General features: G+C 70.3%; 14 protein-coding genes. 7 read left to right on the plus strand and 7 right to left on the minus strand.

The window, feature by feature from the left end; all coding sequences use genetic code 11:
- Positions 1 to 96: 96 nt before the first annotated feature.
- Complete coding sequence (locus AB0M73_RS36285; protein WP_363900788.1) at positions 97 to 642, minus strand: helix-turn-helix domain-containing protein; 546 nt, start codon at positions 640 to 642, stop codon at positions 97 to 99.
- A 69-nt stretch (positions 643 to 711) separates the two neighbouring features.
- Here AB0M73_RS36285 and AB0M73_RS36290 point away from each other — a divergent pair, with 69 nt between their 5' ends.
- On the plus strand, positions 712 to 1,461 hold the full coding sequence (locus tag AB0M73_RS36290; protein WP_363900791.1) for an SDR family oxidoreductase: 750 nt from the start codon (positions 712 to 714) through the stop codon (positions 1,459 to 1,461).
- 1 nt (position 1,462) lies between these two features.
- Here AB0M73_RS36290 and AB0M73_RS36295 read toward each other — a convergent pair whose 3' ends face one another.
- A complete protein-coding gene (locus tag AB0M73_RS36295; protein WP_363900965.1) occupies positions 1,463 to 3,340 on the minus strand; it encodes a Na+/H+ antiporter in 1,878 nt (625 codons plus the stop codon).
- 140 nt (positions 3,341 to 3,480) lie between these two features.
- Here AB0M73_RS36295 and AB0M73_RS36300 point away from each other — a divergent pair, with 140 nt between their 5' ends.
- The gene (locus AB0M73_RS36300) at positions 3,481 to 4,254 is read left to right on the plus strand and encodes an alpha/beta hydrolase (RefSeq protein ID WP_363900794.1); all 774 of its coding nucleotides are present in this window, start codon (positions 3,481 to 3,483) and stop codon (positions 4,252 to 4,254) included.
- Here AB0M73_RS36300 and AB0M73_RS36305 read toward each other — a convergent pair.
- On the minus strand, positions 4,251 to 4,700 hold the full coding sequence (locus AB0M73_RS36305) for a cupin domain-containing protein (RefSeq protein ID WP_363900797.1): 450 nt from the start codon (positions 4,698 to 4,700) through the stop codon (positions 4,251 to 4,253). The two genes, AB0M73_RS36300 and AB0M73_RS36305, sit on opposite strands and share 4 nt — an antisense overlap.
- 94 nt (positions 4,701 to 4,794) lie before the next feature.
- Here AB0M73_RS36305 and AB0M73_RS36310 point away from each other — a divergent pair, with 94 nt between their 5' ends.
- Together AB0M73_RS36310 and AB0M73_RS36315 are read left to right on the plus strand one after the other, a co-directional pair.
- A complete protein-coding gene (locus tag AB0M73_RS36310) occupies positions 4,795 to 5,388 on the plus strand; it encodes a TetR/AcrR family transcriptional regulator (protein WP_363900800.1) in 594 nt (197 codons plus the stop codon).
- A 317-nt stretch (positions 5,389 to 5,705) separates the two neighbouring features.
- A complete protein-coding gene (locus AB0M73_RS36315; RefSeq protein WP_363900803.1) occupies positions 5,706 to 7,259 on the plus strand; it encodes a GMC oxidoreductase in 1,554 nt (517 codons plus the stop codon).
- A gap of 21 nt (positions 7,260 to 7,280) precedes the next feature.
- Here the strand turns inward: AB0M73_RS36315 and AB0M73_RS36320 are convergent, their stop codons facing one another.
- Together AB0M73_RS36320 and AB0M73_RS36325 are read right to left on the minus strand one after the other, a co-directional pair.
- Complete coding sequence (locus AB0M73_RS36320; protein WP_363900805.1) at positions 7,281 to 7,760, minus strand: carboxymuconolactone decarboxylase family protein; 480 nt, start codon at positions 7,758 to 7,760, stop codon at positions 7,281 to 7,283.
- A gap of 22 nt (positions 7,761 to 7,782) precedes the next feature.
- A complete protein-coding gene (locus AB0M73_RS36325; RefSeq protein ID WP_363900808.1) occupies positions 7,783 to 8,856 on the minus strand; it encodes a dihydrodipicolinate reductase in 1,074 nt (357 codons plus the stop codon).
- A 94-nt stretch (positions 8,857 to 8,950) separates the two neighbouring features.
- On the opposite strand from AB0M73_RS36325, the gene AB0M73_RS36330 reads away from it, so the two are divergent.
- A complete protein-coding gene (locus AB0M73_RS36330; protein ID WP_363900811.1) occupies positions 8,951 to 9,838 on the plus strand; it encodes a hypothetical protein in 888 nt (295 codons plus the stop codon).
- 3 nt (positions 9,839 to 9,841) lie between these two features.
- Here the strand turns inward: AB0M73_RS36330 and AB0M73_RS36335 are convergent, their stop codons facing one another.
- Positions 9,842 to 11,428 carry a cation acetate symporter gene (locus AB0M73_RS36335; protein ID WP_363900814.1) on the minus strand — a complete coding sequence of 529 codons (1,587 nt, stop codon included), beginning with the start codon at positions 11,426 to 11,428 and terminating at the stop codon, positions 9,842 to 9,844.
- Positions 11,425 to 11,766 carry a DUF485 domain-containing protein gene (locus tag AB0M73_RS36340; RefSeq protein WP_052394175.1) on the minus strand — a complete coding sequence of 114 codons (342 nt, stop codon included), beginning with the start codon at positions 11,764 to 11,766 and terminating at the stop codon, positions 11,425 to 11,427. The genes AB0M73_RS36335 and AB0M73_RS36340 overlap by 4 nt, the downstream gene beginning before the upstream one ends.
- A 360-nt stretch (positions 11,767 to 12,126) precedes the next feature.
- Here AB0M73_RS36340 and AB0M73_RS36345 point away from each other — a divergent pair, with 360 nt between their 5' ends.
- Positions 12,127 to 15,081 carry a nitrate- and nitrite sensing domain-containing protein gene (locus AB0M73_RS36345; RefSeq protein ID WP_363900817.1) on the plus strand — a complete coding sequence of 985 codons (2,955 nt, stop codon included), beginning with the start codon at positions 12,127 to 12,129 and terminating at the stop codon, positions 15,079 to 15,081.
- Positions 15,078 to 15,521, plus strand: a complete 444-nt coding sequence (locus AB0M73_RS36350) for a roadblock/LC7 domain-containing protein (protein ID WP_363900820.1) — start codon at positions 15,078 to 15,080, stop codon at positions 15,519 to 15,521. Before AB0M73_RS36345 ends, AB0M73_RS36350 begins: the two co-directional genes overlap by 4 nt.
- Positions 15,522 to 15,528 lie beyond the last annotated feature (7 nt).

Below are 15,528 nucleotides of genomic sequence, written 5' to 3' on the forward strand. Positions count from 1 at the left end.
ACGGTGGCTCCACACCTACAATCACCACCGCGGCCACACCGCACTCAACGGCCTACCGCCAGCCAGCCGCGTTCCTAACCTCACGAGTCAGTACAGCTAGACCCGCAGTCCGGCCAGCGCCAGTGCCAGCACCCGCTCGCGTTGCGTGTCGGTCATGAACTGCACTGTGCTGACGGCTGCGATGAGCATCAGCACGTCTTCCATGGACGGGTCGGGGTTGGCGACGCCTGCTTCCTGCGCCCGCACCAGCAGGGGAGTGCCCGCCGCGTAGAGCGCCGCCCGCGACGCCTGGAACCGGTCGCCGGCGCGGTTCAGGCCGTCGGCCAGGGCCTGCTTGGCCACGATGTAGTCGATGAACCGGTGCAGCCAGCGCACCAGCGCGTCCCACGGCGGCAGGTCGTCCAGGCCGTCGGCCGCCCGGCACAGCTGCTCGACCTCCTGGAGGTAGACCTCCTCGACGAGGTCCTCGCGGGTCGGGAAGTTGCGGTACAGCGTCGCGATGCTCGTGCCCGAGCGGCGGGCGATCTCGTCCAGTGAGGCCTGCGCCCCCTGCTCGGCGAACGTCTCCCGCGCCGCCGCCAGCAACGCGTCGAAGTTGCGCCGCGCGTCCGCACGCCGGGGCCGTCGCGAGGTCAGGTCCATCGAGTCTCCTGGACAACCGAAACGTAGAGGGTCTACGGTTAAACCGTAGGAACACTTCGGATTCTACCCATGGAGCTCGTTCGCATGTCCACCACCATCGCCCTGGTCACCGGGGCCAACAAGGGCATCGGCCTGGCCACCGCCCGGCAGCTCGCCGAGCTCGGCATGACCGTCCACCTGGGCAGCCGCGACCTCTCGCGCGGCGTCCGCGCCGCCGAGCAGCTCGCCGCGCAGGGCGTCGTCGTCCATCCCCTCGGCATCGACATCGCCGACGACGCCTCGGTGCGCAAGGCCGCCGACTTCCTCCAGGCCGAGCACGGCCGCCTGGACGTCCTGGTCAACAACGCCGGCACCCTGGCCCGCAAGGCCGCCCTCACCATCACCGCCGACGACCTGCGCCCGGAGTTCGAGACCAACGTCTTCGGCCTCGTCCGGGTCATCCACACGATGCTGCCCCTGCTGCGCCGCTCCGACGCCGCCCGGGTCGTCAACCTCTCCAGCACGTCCGCCGTCTTCACGCACACCGCCGACCCCTCGACGATGTTCGCGCAGTCCGACGACTCGTTCGCCTACGCCGCCAGCAAGGCCGCCGTGACCATGCTGACCCTCAAGTACGCCAACGCCTTCCGTGCCGACCCCGCCCTGGCCCACGCCAAGGTCAACGCCGTCACTCCCGGCTATGTGGCCACCGACCTCAACGCCTTCCAGGGCGTCCGCACCACCGAGGAAGGCGCCCGCGCCTCGGTGCGGCTCGCCACCCTCGGCCCCGACGGCCCGTCCGGCGGCTTCTTCGACGACCAAGGCCCCGTTCCCTGGTGATCTACCCCAGCTGCTTGTCCACGAAGCACCAGCGCCAGCTCTCGCCCGGCTCGTAGCTGCGCATCACCGGATGCCGGGTGTCCCGGAAGTGCTTGTCCGCGTGCTTCCCGACGGACGAGTCACAGCAGGCCACGTTCCCGCACTTGAGGCACATCCGCAGGTGCACCCAGGTGAGCCCCTCCTCGATGCAGGCGGCGCAGGTGTCCTCGCTGCTTGCCGGGACGTCGCGCCAGCCGTGGGCGAGGTGCTTGCACGCCTCGGCGAGGGAGGCGGGCGCGCGGAGTTCGCGGTCGTCCTGGGCTGGTTCCTCCTCGTCGCGGTCGAGCATGGACTCCTCGATGTCGAGGCGCTCCAGGACGCGGCGCAGGACGACGTCGTCGGCGGCGCCGGTGTCGCGGGCCTTGAGGCAGTGCTCGCGCTCGACCTGGAGCAGGTCGAGACGCAGACGGCGGTAGGCGTCACTGGGGGTCTCGTTGAGCGAGCTCTGCCGGCCCAACTGCTCCCAAGCGGCGTCGGTCCGGCCCTGGAGCCGCTCCCGGAGCCGGGCGACGACCTCGGGAGGGTCGTTCTCGGAGCTGATCTCGTCCAGCCGCACGAGGGCGACGCGCACCATGTCGTGCAGCAGGGCGGCTTCCTGCAAGGCGTCCTGGGCCGGATCGGGTCCGGGCAGGCCCATGCGCCGGACCAGCATGGGCAGCGTCGTGCCCTGCAGGACCAGGGTGCCGGCCACGACGACAAAGGCGGCGAGCACCAGCACGACCCGCTCGGGGGTCTGGGCCGGGAGGATGAAGGCGGCGGCGAGGGTGACGACCCCGCGCATGCCGGCCCAGCCGATCACCACGGAGTACCGCCACGGCCAGGCCTTGTGACGTTTGAGGCCCAGCGCCTGCTTGAGGCGTTTTTCGGCGGCGACGCCGAACAGCCACAGCAGCCGCGTGAGGATGGTGGCGGCGAGCACGGCCGCGCAGATCAGGGCCAGCATGGCGACACTGAGGCCGCTGCGGCCGACCTCGGTCAGGATGCGCCGCAGCTGGAGCCCGATGAGCAGGAAGACGGTGTTTTCCAGCAGGTACGCCACGGTCTGCCAGTTGTGCCGGCTGGCCGTCCGGGCCGTGCCGGAGAGCACGCGCGGTGATCGGTGCCCGATCACGAGGCCGGCGATGACGACGGCGAGCACGCCGGAGCCGTGGACGGCCTCGCCGAGCAGGTAGGCGACGAACGGCACCGCGAAGGACAGGGCGGTGTCGGCGACGGTCTCCTGCAGCTTGAGCCGCACGAGCGAGGCGACCCACCCGACGACGAGGCCGGCCACGACGCCGCCGACCGCGGCCCGCGCGAAGTCGAAGCCGGCCTGCCACAGGGAGATCGAGCCGGTGATGGCGGCGATGCTGGTGCTCAGGGCGACCAGGGCCGCGGCGTCGTTGAACAGGCTCTCGCCCTCCAACAGCCGCACCATCTTGCGGGGCATGGCCACCCGTCGAGCCACCGCCGTGGCGGCCACGGCGTCCGGTGGGGCCACGACGGCGCCCAGCGCGAAACCGGCGGCCAGCGACAGGCCGGGAATCACCAGCCACGCCACCAGGCCCACGCCGGCCGTGGTGAACAGCACGAGGCCCACCGACAGCACGGCGATCGGATTGCGCAGCCGGCGGAAGTCGACCAGCGAGGTCTGGATTGCCGTCGAGTACAGCAGCGGCGGCAGCAGGCCGACCAGCACCACCTCGGGATCTAGCTGGTAGTCCGGGACGCCCGGCACGAACGAGGCGGCGACGCCGACCGCGATCAGGCACAGCGGCGCCGACCAGTCCAGCCGCCGCGCGACGGCGGTGACGGCCAGCACCGCCACCACCAGGGCAACTATTTCCGCCGCGATCTCCACGGCGGTGATTTTCACTTGCCGGAGGCCCTCGGAGCCAACCGGCTGGTCGGAGCACCTCGGCGCTTCGTGAGAGTGGACTTGCACGAAGGGACTGGACACTCCTAAACTCGTGAGAGTTCACTCTTACGAAGGAGCTCTTCATGACGCGCGAGTTCGACCTGGGCGACGGCCTGACGGTGGCGGTGGACCAGCGGGACGGCGCCGAACCGGCGGTGCTGGTCCTGCACGGCGGCGCGGGCCCGAGGTCGGTCGCCGGGCTGGCCGGCCTGCTGCCGGGCGACCCGACGGTGCTGACGCCCACGCATCCGGGCTTCGACGGGCAGCCCCGGCCGTCCTGGTTCGACGGCGTCGCGGACCTGGCCGTGGCCTATCTGGACCTGCTGGACGTGCTGGAACTCGACCGGGTGCTGGTGGTCGGCAGCTCGATCGGCGGCTGGATCGCGGCCGAGATGGCCACCCGCGACACCAGGCACCGCATCGGGGGAGTGGTGCTGCTCAACGCCGTGGGCATCGACCCCGCGCAGGGCGAGCTGACCGACACCCGCAAGCTGAACCCGGCCCAGCTGGGCGAGCTGGCCTTCGTCAACCCGGCCTTACGCCTGGATCCCTCGACGCTGACCGACGAGCAGCGGGCGGCCGCCCTCGCCAACCAGCAGACGCTGGCGGTGTACGCGGGGGAGCCGTTCATGTACGACCCCAAGCTGCGTCGCCGGCTGCGCCGCGTCGACGCGCCGGCGCTGGTCGTGTGGGGCGAGCGCGACGGCATCGCGACCGTCGACTACGGACGGTCGTACGCACAGGCCTTTCCCAAGGGGCGCTTCGTGTTGGCGCCGGAGGCCGGTCACTTCCCGCACATCGAGGCGGCCGCGCTGACGGCCGCCTCGATCGAGGAGTTCGTGCGACAGGAGCTCTAGGTGGCCGGGGTGGTGGCGTACCTCGCCATCACCTCGATCGTCGCCGCCGGCGTCAGCTCGCCGTCGGCGGCGATGGTGTCGCGCAGGTCCCGGAAGTACTGCACGTACAGGTCCGGGGTGAAGGTGTTGAGCATGACCGCCGGTTCGTCGCCGGGGTTGGCGAACGTGTGCGGCACGCCCGGCGGCACCATGACCAGGGTGCCCTTGGGCGCCTCGTGGTCGCGGTCGCCGACGGTGAACCGCACGTGCCCGGACACCACGTAGAACCCCTCGTCGTGCTCGGCGTGCCGGTGCTGCGGCGGCCCGCCGCTGTGGGGCGCGAGGGTGATCTCGCCGATGCCCAGCCGGTGCTGGGTGACGCTGCCGTCCTCCATGATGCGCATCCGGGCCGGCCCCAGTTCGATGATCTCGCCGCCGTCCGGGCCGGTGATCGAGACGTCGTCCACGATCATCTCCTTCGTGAGAATTGACTCTCACGAGGCTAGGCGGCTCACACTCCACTGTGCAAGTGCTCTCTCAGGAATGGGGTAGACTGTGCCCATGCAGACCGCCTCCGGCCGGGTCAACCAGAAGACCCGCACCCGCACCGCCATCGTGCGGGCGGCCGCCGAGCTCAGCCGCACCGGCCGCGAGGTGACGATGCCCGAGGTGGCCAAGGCCGCCCTGGTCTCGGAGGCCACCGCCTACCGCTACTTCCCGGACCTGGCCACCCTGCTGCGGGAGGCCATCGCCGACCAGATTCCCAGTCCCGAGGAGGCGCTGGCCGGCGTCGCGGACTCGGTCGACCCGGTGGAGCGGGTGGCCGCCGCGACCGAGTTCATGCTTCGGCACGTGCTGGGCCGCCAGGGTGTGGTGCGCGCGATGATCGCCGCCACGATCGTCCGCCCGGATCGGCCCAACGTGCGGCCCGCCATGCGCTTCGGCCTGATCGACTACGCGCTGGCCCCGCTGGCCGGCACGCTCGGCGGCCGCGACCCGCAGGCGTTGGCCCAGCTCAAGAACGACCTGGCCGTGGTGGTCAGCGCCGAGGCGCTGTTCTCGCTGACCGATCTGCGGGCAATGGCCCCGGAGGCCGCGATCGCCAGCCTGGTGCACACCGCGACCACGCTCACCCGCGCCGCCCTCGCTGAGTGAATGGCCAAACGTTTCTGTAAGCGCTTGGTGACATTTCCCGGCGCGCCCGACCGTCCATTGTGCACGCGAGCGCGGAGCCGTTGTCCGGTGCGGACAACGGCCCGCTTGGTTTGACCATCCTTTGTGGACAGGACATTGACCCGACCGGAAGTTACTCACTGGTAAGTAGTGACGGGGAGCGGAACGGAAAGTATAACTTGTTCTAATCCCTCAACGGTGAGGAAGATCACATGGACAAAGATTCTGTGTGTAACAAGCCTTCCGGCCACTTCTCCCGACGTTCGTTCATCGCTGGAACAGGTTCTATCTTGGGGGCGATGGCCCTCGGCGGACCGGCGCTGGCCTCGACGACCACCGCCCGGGCCGCCGGCCCCATCCAGTCCGGCGCGCACGTGCCGGTGCTGGTCATCGGCACCGGCTACGGCGGCTGCGTCACCGCGCTGCGGCTGGCCCAGGCCGGCGTCGACGTGCAGATGGTCGAGATGGGCATGGCCTGGGACACCCCGGGCTCCGACGGCAAGATCTTCGCCAACACCACCACACCCGACAACCGCTCGTACTGGTTGCGCACCAAGACGAAGCAGCCGCTCAGCAACTTCCTCGGCTTCCCCATCGACAAGGACATCCCGCGCTACACCGGGATCCTGGACGCCGAGGAGTTCGCCGGCATCATCGTGTACCAGGGCCGCGGCCTGGGCGGCGGCTCGCTGGTCAACGGCGGCATGGCGGTCACGCCCAAGCGGGAGAACTTCGGCGCCATCCTGCCGACGGTCAATCCCGACGAGATGTACAACACCTACTACCCCCGGGCCAACTCCGAGCTCGGCGTCGGCCTGGTCGACCCGGCCTGGTTCGACACCGTGGACTGCTACCAGTTCGCCCGGGTCGGCCGCAAACAGGCGCAGCGGTCGGGTTTCCCCTTCGTGTTCGTGCCCGACGTGTACGACTGGGACTACATGAAGCAGGAGGCCGCCGGCACCGTGCCGAAGTCGGCGGTGGCCGGGGAGATCCTGTACGGCAACAACTACGGCAAGAAGTCCCTGCAGAAGACCTACATCCCGAAGATCATGGCCACGGGGCGCGTCACGATCTCCACGCTGCACAAGGTGACCTCGGTGACGCCGGCCTCCGGCGGCGGCTACACCGTGCTCATCGACCAGCTCAACACCAACGGCGACGCCACGACCACCAAGTCCGTGGTGGCCGACCGGGTGTTCTTCGCGGCCGGCAGCGTCGGCACCAGCAAGCTGCTGACCATGTTGAAGGCCACCGGAAAGCTGCCCAACCTCAGCTCCGAGATCGGCAGGGGCTGGGGTGACAACGGCAACGTGATGGTCGGCCGGGCCAACTGGTGGTGGGACGCGACCGGCGCCGTGCAGGCCTCGATCCCCTGCGGCGGCATCGACAACTGGGACGCCGGCGGCGCGTTCGCCGAGGTGGCCCCGCTGCCGACCGGTATCGAGACCTACGCGTCGTTCTACCTGTCCATCACCAAGAACCCCAACCGCGCGGAGTTCACCTGGAACCCCACGACGAGCAAGGTGGACCTGTCCTGGCAGACGGCGTGGAAGCAGCCGTCCATCGACATGGCCAAGTCCATCTTCGACAAGATCAACGCCAAGGAGGCCACGATCTACCGCTCGGATCTGTTCGGTGTCAACAAGATCTGGGGCGACCATCTCACCTACCACCCGCTCGGCGGGGCCGTGCTCACCAAGGCCACCGACAACTACGGGCGGCTCAACGGCTATCCGGGCCTCTACGCCATCGACGGATCGCTGATTCCCGGCAACACCAGCGTGAACCCGTTCGTCACCATCACCGCGCTGGCCGAACGCAACATCGAGAAGATCATCGCCACCGATCTGTAGCGGCGGCTGCCGGGGTCGGCGTCAGTGCCCCGGCAGCACGCACACCGCGTCGATGCCGAGAACGTGGTTGAGCCGCCCGAACGCCAGCCACGCGCCGATGCTCATGCTCAGCTCCACGATCTCCCGCTGGCTGTAGTGCTCCGACATCCGGGCCCAGAACGCCTCGTCGATGTTGTGGTGGTCCACGGCGTAGCGCTCGGCGTACTCGGCGGCCAGCCGGGCCCGCTCGTCGAACGCGTCGGTGGTGCGCCAGTTGGTCACCGCGTCGGCGAACTCCTCCTCGACCTTGACGCCGTCCCGCTCGGTCCGCCAGTCCAGGCAGAACAGGCAGCCGTTGATCTGGGCGATGCGCAGCCGCGCGGCCTCGAACTCCCGCAGCCCCAACGTGGTGTGCTGGTAGACCGCCAGCGAGAAGGCCGCCGCGGCGGTGCCGATGCCCGGCACCATCTCGCCCCACACGTAGCCGATCGCGTCCTTGCCGGCCGGGATGTCGATGTTCATGGCGATTGTCCTTCCGGGACAGTCAGCGGCGGCCCAGCTTCCCGATCGCCGGCCGCAGCGGGACGTCGAGCGCGTCGTACAGTCCGGGCTTCTCCTGCGCCAACCAGTCGATGGCGTTCACCAGACGGCCCACCGCGGTGGCGTTGCCGCCGGCCGAGCGGTTCTCGCTCTCGTCGGTCGCCTCGACGGTGACCTCGATGCGCGGGCGGCCCTCGATGATCACGCGGTGCGCGCCGTCGCCGCTGGGCGGCATCGGCCAGTCCGGGGCGCAGGAGGGGTGGATGCGGGTGACGTGCTCGATGACGATGCGGGCCTCGCCGTCGACGATGCCCTGCACCTCGAACCGCACCGCGCCCTGGGTGCCCGCTTCGAACTCGCCCATGGTCCGGGTGGTCACGGTCGTGTCCAGCGCGCGGCGGTCCATGGTCTCCCGGATCTCGTCCAGCTCCACGCCGAGCTCGCGGGCCATCATCCGGACCTGGCCGCCCCACACCATCGTCGGCACCGTCGCGATCAGCATCGGCGCCTGGTAGTCCATGGGCTGGCCCATGCCGACCAGGTAGCGGACCGAGTCCGGCTGCTCGTACGTGGAGTAGTCGAAGATCTCCTGGCAGCGGATGGCGTCGATGGTGCTGCCGAGGCCGCTGATCAGCAGCGGCAGCACGTCGTTGCCCCAGCCCGGGTCCACGCCGGAGACGAACAGCGAGCCGCCGCCCGACTCCACCGCCGCCAGCACCGGGTCCCGCAGTTCCGCCGGGGCGTTGCGGTGGTCGTAGAGCGGATACAGGGACGGGCTGACCACTACGGCCCCGGATTCCACCGCTCGCACCAGGTCGGCCAGCGCCTCCAGCCCGCGGATGTCGCCCGAGGCCGCGTAGACCACGGCCCGCGGCTTCGCCGCCAGCACCGCCTCGATGTCGTCGGTCGCCCGCACACCCAGCTCGACGTCCAGCCCGGCCAGCTCGCCCGCGTCCCGGCCGACCTTGGCCGGGTCGTGCACCAGCACCGCCGTCAGCTCCAACGCCGGGTGGGCCTGCACGGCCCGGATCGCCGCGCGGCCGACGTTGCCTGTGCCCCAGACAACCGTGGCTATCATGCGGAGAAACCTAGCAAACGCTTGGTTGACTCTCGAGGGGCCAATGGAGTGAGGACCGGGCGTCCCACGGGGGCGGTGGCCCTAGCCTGACCGGATGGCGGCAGACGTCGAACCGGTCCCCCTGGTCGCACCGACGACGATGCCGTGGTTCTTCGGCCGGTATCCGCAGGTGGACCCGGACACCCTGCGCGCGCGGCTGGAGCTGTTCGGCGTCTCGGAGCAGGATTTCTCGCTCACGTGGCAGCTCGCCGAGTACCGCTCGCTCCGCCAGCGGCAGTCGGCGGAAAGAGCGTCCGTGGCGGCGGCCGTTCTCGTGTTCGGTGTCGTGCCGATCGCCGTCGACGTCGCGGTGAGCGGCATCCAGCCCACGGTCGCGGAGTTCCTGGCCGGGAGTTGGCTCTGGTGGCTGCCGGTCATCGCGGTGGTCGGTTACCTGGTGAGCAGTCACCTGCGCACCAGGGTGAAGTCGCCGGGGTTGTCGCATGCGCTCCGAGGCCGGGATCGGGTGGCCCGCCATCGGTTCTTCCGCGCGGCCGGGCTGGCCTTCGCGTCCGGGCACCAGGTGGTGGTGACCCAGAACATCATCGGACTGGCGGCTCGCGCGCTGTTCCTGTCGCTCCAGCGGCGCCGATGGACCTGGGTGTCCCCGCCGGCCGTGGCCGACCGCGCGCTGCGGCTGGCCCGGCCCCTGCTCGACATCGAGGTGGAGGAGCGGGCCGGCGGAGAGGCCCTGTTCAGCTTCCTCTACGACGTCGTGGTCGTGGTCATCGCGCGGCGCGAGGACCTGATCCCCGAAGTCCGCGCGAGATACGGCATGATCCCCCGCCGATCGGACACGGCGGGGGATCGCGACGTGCTCTACCTCGACCCGATGCGCAACCGCGGCCGCTGGGAGGTCGTCAAGGACTTCGTGCTGCCGCTGGCTTCCTGGATCAGCCTGCTGGTCTCCGTCGTCGCCCTGGTGGTGGCGGTCAGCCGCTGAGTGTCAGGTGCGGGCGCCGATGCCGGTCAGCGCCCGGACCTCCATCTCGGCCTGCTTGTTGGGATCGCCCTTGCGGCCGCCGATGAAGGTGCCGATCACGCCGCACAGGAACGAGAACGGGATCGACACGATGCCGGGGTTGCTCAGCGGGAACCAGTGGAAGTCGGTGGAGGTGATCAGCGAGGTCGGCGCCCCGGACATGACGGGGGAGAAGGCGATCAGCACCAGGCACGAGCCGAGGCCGCCGTAGATGCTGAACAGGGTGCCGGTGGTGTTGAACCGCTTCCAGAACAGGGCGAACAGGATCGTCGACAGGTTGGCCGATGCGGCCAGGGCCAGCGCCAGCGCCACCAGGAAGGCGACGTTCTGCCCGTTGGCGGCGATGCCGCCGATGATGGCCAGCGCCCCGACGGCGACGGCGGTCCGCCGGGCGACCTGGACCTCGCGGCGGGGATCGGCCTTGCCGTGCTTGATGATGTTGGCGTAGACGTCGTGGGCGAACGAGGCGGAGGCCGCCAGGGTGAGCCCGGCGACGACGGCCAGGATGGTGGCGAAGGCGACCGCGGACACCACGCCCAGCAGCACGGCCCCGCCGACGCGGAAGGCCAGCAGCGGCGCGGCGGAGTTCTCGCCGCCGGGCGCGTGCAGGATGGCGTCGGAGCCGACCAGCGCGGCCGAGCCGTAGCCGACGACCAGCGTGCACAGGTAGAACACGAACATCGTCCAGATCGCCCACACCACCGAGCGGCGGGCCTGCTTGGCGTCCGGCACGGTGTAGAAGCGCATCAACACGTGCGGCAGGCTGCAGATGCCCAGGACCAGCGCGAGCGCCAGGGACACGAAGTCCAGCTCGTTCTTGCCGTACTGAGCGCCCGGCCCGAGGATCGCGGCGCCCAGCTTGTTGTTCTGGGTGGCCTTGTCCAGGATGGCCGAGAAGTCGAAGCCGAACTTGCCCAGCATGAAGATGCTGATCAGGGTTACGCACAGCAGCAGGAGCACGGCCTTGATGATCTGCACCCAGGTGGTGCCCTTCATGCCGCCGACCAGCACGTAGAAGATCATGATCGCGCCGACGACCACGATCACCAGCGACTGCCCGGCCCGGTCGGTCACGTTGAGCAGCAACGCCACCAGGCCGCCGGCCCCGGCCATCTGGGCCAGCATGTAGAAGAACGAGATGACCAGCGTGGAGATGGCGGCCGCGGCGCGCACCGGGCGCTGCCGCATCCGGTAGGCCACCACGTCGCCCATGGTGAAGCGGCCGGTGTTGCGCAGCATCTCGCCGATCAGCAGCAGGCCGACCAGCCAGGCCACCACCCAGCCCACCGAGTACAGGAAGCCGTCGTAGCCGTGGATGGCGATGCCGCCCGCGATGCCCAGGAACGACGCGGCGGACAGGAAGTCGCCGGACAGCGCGATCCCGTTCTGCGCGCCGGTGAACGCGCCGCCGGCCGCGTAGTAGTCCGAGGTCGAGGCGTTGCCGTTGCTGACCCGGTAGACGATGTAGAGCGTGACCGCCGCGAACACGACGAACACACTCAGGTTGATCAGCGGGTTACCGGTCGCGGTCCCGTCGGCGAGAATCCTCACTTGGTCTCGACTCCAGCCTGCGAGCGGATGAGGGCGACCTGTGGATCGATGCGCTTTCGGGCGAACCGGTTGTAGGCCAATGTGATCAACACTGTGGACACGAATTGACCGAGTCCCAGCAGTAGTCCGACATTCACCAACCCGAACACCGGGGTGGCCATGAACTGGTGGGCATAGGCCGACAAGAGCACATACGTCAGGTACCAGACCAGGAACAGGCCCGTCATCGGGAAGATGAACCGACGCAGCCGGTGGCGCAGCTCGGCGAACTCCGGGCTGTCCTGGATGGCGTCGAAGTCCGGACGCTGCGGACCGGTCGACGGCCGCCCGCCGAACACCGATCCATCCGATTCGACCGCTGCGTGCCGACCCGTCGTCGACGCTGTGGTCACCAGTCCTCCAGGACGAGCCGACGCGTGTAAGGGGAGTGAGACCGGCCAACTGTAACGGGGGTGTGACCGGAGTCAACCGCAGGCCGGCCCGGCCCGGCGACCATGCGTGCCCGGCCCATTCCTGTGCGCGGTAATGCCTCCCGCTGACGTGTCGGCCTTGACAGCGGAATTCACGCTGGAGTACACCCCAGCAGCGGCCAGAAGTCCGTAACGCGTTTCCCGTCTCGGCAGACAACCGAACAAAAGGGAAGCGGGACGAACCCGGTGCGACTGCCGCGCCCCCGTACAACCGAGGAAGGAAGCATCGTGGTTCAGCCAAGCCCGGGTCCGTGGTGGCACACGGTCGCCCGGTGGCGCAACTGGCCGGTGCTGGTCAAGTTGGCCGCGGTGCTGGTGGTTCCGGTCGTGGTCGCCGTGACCCTCGGCTTCCTCCAGGTTCGCAGCGAGATCCGCCAGGCCGACACGTACACCACGATCCAGCGGGTCATCGCGCTGCGTGACTCCATCACGCCGCTGACCGCGCAGCTCCAGCGTGAGCGCACGCTGGCCGCCCAGGTGTCGACCCAGGGCGTGACCGCGTACCACCAGCAGGCCAAGTCCGTCGACGACGCCGCGAGCAAGCTGGCCGACACCGCGCACCGCACGCCCGGCCTGTCGTCGGCGGCCTCGGCGTGGTTCAACGACCTCGAACTGTCACTGGGCCAGTTGCCGGCCATCCGCCGCCCGGTGGAGCAGTCCCAGGACAATGACACGGACGCCGTGTCGGCCTACACCCAGATCATCAGCACCGCGCTGAACTTCGACCAGGCGCTGGTGGTGCAGCTCGGCGACCCGTCGCTGTCCAGCCCGGCCACCGCGCTGCTGGACCTGGAGGGCGCGCAGGAGCAGATCCGGCTGGAGCAGGCCGTCGTGCTCGTCGGCATCGCCCGCGGCCACCTGGTGGACGCCGAGGCCAAGATGCTGGCCGCCTCCGAGACCCGCTACGACGTGAACGTGGCCAACTTCCAGGCGGTGGCCGCGCCCGAGTGGCAGCAGACCTTCCAGCAGACGGTGGCCGGCGTCGACGTCGGCACCCGGCGCCAGCTCCTCGACTTCGCCGCCACCCAGCCGATCGGCCAGGCCGCCCCGACGCAGAACGTGGCCAAGAAGACCACCGGCGTGCACCAGGCGCCCCCGGCCGGCGGGCTGACCATCCCGCAGGAGGAGTGGAACCGGACCTCCGACGCCACGGTGGCGCTGGTCGACAAGGTCACCAGGAGCATCGCCGACCAGGTCCGCGGCACGGCCAACGACCTCCAGGAGGCCAGCAGCGACCGGGCCGGCCTCGAATCGGTCGTGCTGGTCGTGACCATCCTGCTGGCCGGCGGCATCGGCCTGATCGTCGGCCGCTACCTGCTCGGCTCGCTCGGCGTGCTGCGCCGCACGGCCCTCGACGTCGCCGCCCGTCGGCTGCCGGAGGCCGTCGCCAAGATTCGCGAGGGTCGCGGCGAGGACGTGCGGATAGATCCTGTGCCGGTGTACACCACCGAGGAGTTCGGGCAGGTGGCCCGGGCTTTCGACGAGGTGCACGGGCAGGCCGTCAAGTCCGCGGCCGAGCAGGCCAGCCTGCGCAGCAACCTCGGCAACATCTTCGTCAACCTGTCCCGCCGGAGCCAGGGCCTGGTGGAACGGCAGCTGCGCCTGATGGAGCAGCTGGAGCGGCACGAGGAGAACCCCGAGCAGCTGGCCAACCTGTTCAAGCTGGACCACCTCGCGACGCGCATGCGCCGCAACAACGAGAACCTGATGGTGCTGTCCGGCCTGGACCTGTCCCGCCGCTTCACCAAGCCGCTGCCGCTGGGCGACGTGCTGCGCGCGGCCGTCTCCGAGATCGAGCACTACCAGCGCGCGGTCGTCCGCTCCGCCCCGACCGCCACCATCGTCGGCTACGCGGCCGGCGACCTCGTGCGCCTCATCGCCGAGCTGCTGGACAACGCGACGGCCTTCTCCCGGCCGGACACCCAGGTCACCGTGGACAGCCACCGCGAACCCGGCGGCGACATCGTGATCCAGGTCGTCGACCAGGGCATCGGCATGGGGGAGACGGAACTCGGCGCGGCCAACGAGCGCGTCACCGCCGGCGCCGCGGTCGAGGTCCCGGTGTCCCGGCAGATGGGTCTGTTCGTGGTCGGCCGGCTGGCCAGCCGGCACTCCTTCAACGTCAGGTTCGAGCCGCGCCCCGGCAACGGCGACGGCCTGTCCGCCATCGTGACCGTGCCGGCCGAGCTGGTGGTCCGCGGCAGCGGCGCCCGCGAGCGCCCGCTGACCTCCCCGGGCGTGCCGATGGAGCCGGGGCTCAACACCAACGCCCCCGCGCCGCGGCTCGCGCCCGATGACACCACGCGCATCCGGCGCATCGAGGACGACGTCGTCTGGCCCAGCGACAGCGTCGAGGACGAGCCGTGGGATCCGCCGCAGCGCAACGCCCCGCTCGTGCCCGACACGCCGCCGCCGAACGTCGTGAAGGCGTTCGACCCGTCGCCGACGCCGCTGCCCAGCCGCCGCGGCACGCGCCGTCCCGCCGAGCCCGTGGAGCCGCCGACGCTCCAGACCGGCTCCACGCCGGCGCCGGCCGGCGACCTGCCGCGCCGGACGTTCACGCCGCCGCCCACCGTGCAGCCGCCGACCCCCGCCTCGGCGGCCGGCTGGTTCGCCGCCAACACGCCGCCCGGCGCCGCCGACCCGATCGGGCCATCGGCCGCCAACGGGGCAGCGCCCGCCAACGCCGGCGGGGCAGTGCCCGCCGACACGGCGGGCGCCAGGCCCGCCAACGCGAATCCGCCGTCGCGTCAGGACAACGAATCCGTCCTACGACCGGAGGTCTCGCTGGAACCGACCAGCTACGCTTGGTTCGAGCACATGTCTGGGGGACCGGAAAACGGGTCGCCCGTTCAGGTGAACCCCTCGGACGCCACCGCGTCCGATCCGGCCCCGGAGCAGTCGCCGGAGCCGGCCTGGCCGACCGAGCAGCCGGTGGCGCAACCCGCGCCGCCGCCGCGTCCCCAGGGCACCCAGAACGGGCTCGGCCTGCCCAAACGCGTGCCGAAGGCGGGACTGTTCCCGTCGACGGGCGCGCCGGCGGCCGGTCCCGCGAACGGTGCCTCGCACCGCGATCCGAACCGGACACGCGGGTTCCTTGCCAGTTACCAGTCTGGTATCCGTCAGGACCACACTGGTGCAGCAGCGTCGAATGAGAACGAACGGGGGCAGGAGAGCCCATGACCGCACCCCAGTCGCGGCAGGTGAACCAGTTCGGGTGGTTGGTCAACAACTTCGCCGAGCATGTGCCGGGAGTCGCGCACGCGGTCGTCGTCTCGGTGGACGGGGTGTTGCTCACCGCGTCCACGCGACTGCCCGCCGAACGGGCCGAGCAGGTCGCGGCCATCGCCGCCGGCGCGGTGAGCCTGACCCAGGGCGCCTCCCGCTGTTTCGACGGCGGACCGGTGCGCCGCACCGTCGTGGAGATGCAGGGTGGCATCATGCTGCTCATGACGATCATGGACGGGTCGTGCCTCGCGGTGCTGGCCGCGCCCAACTGCGACGTGGGCCAGGTGGCCTACGAGATGACCGTCCTCGTCGACCAGGTCGGCCCGCTGCTCACACCGGAGCTGCGGTCCGAGTTGCGGGTCGCCAAGCAGGCCATGGACAGCCAGCCCGTCTGAGGGTGGA

It is taken from the genome of Kutzneria sp. NPDC051319 (genome assembly GCF_040682195.1).
In the GTDB taxonomy this organism is placed as follows: domain Bacteria; phylum Actinomycetota; class Actinomycetes; order Mycobacteriales; family Pseudonocardiaceae; genus Kutzneria.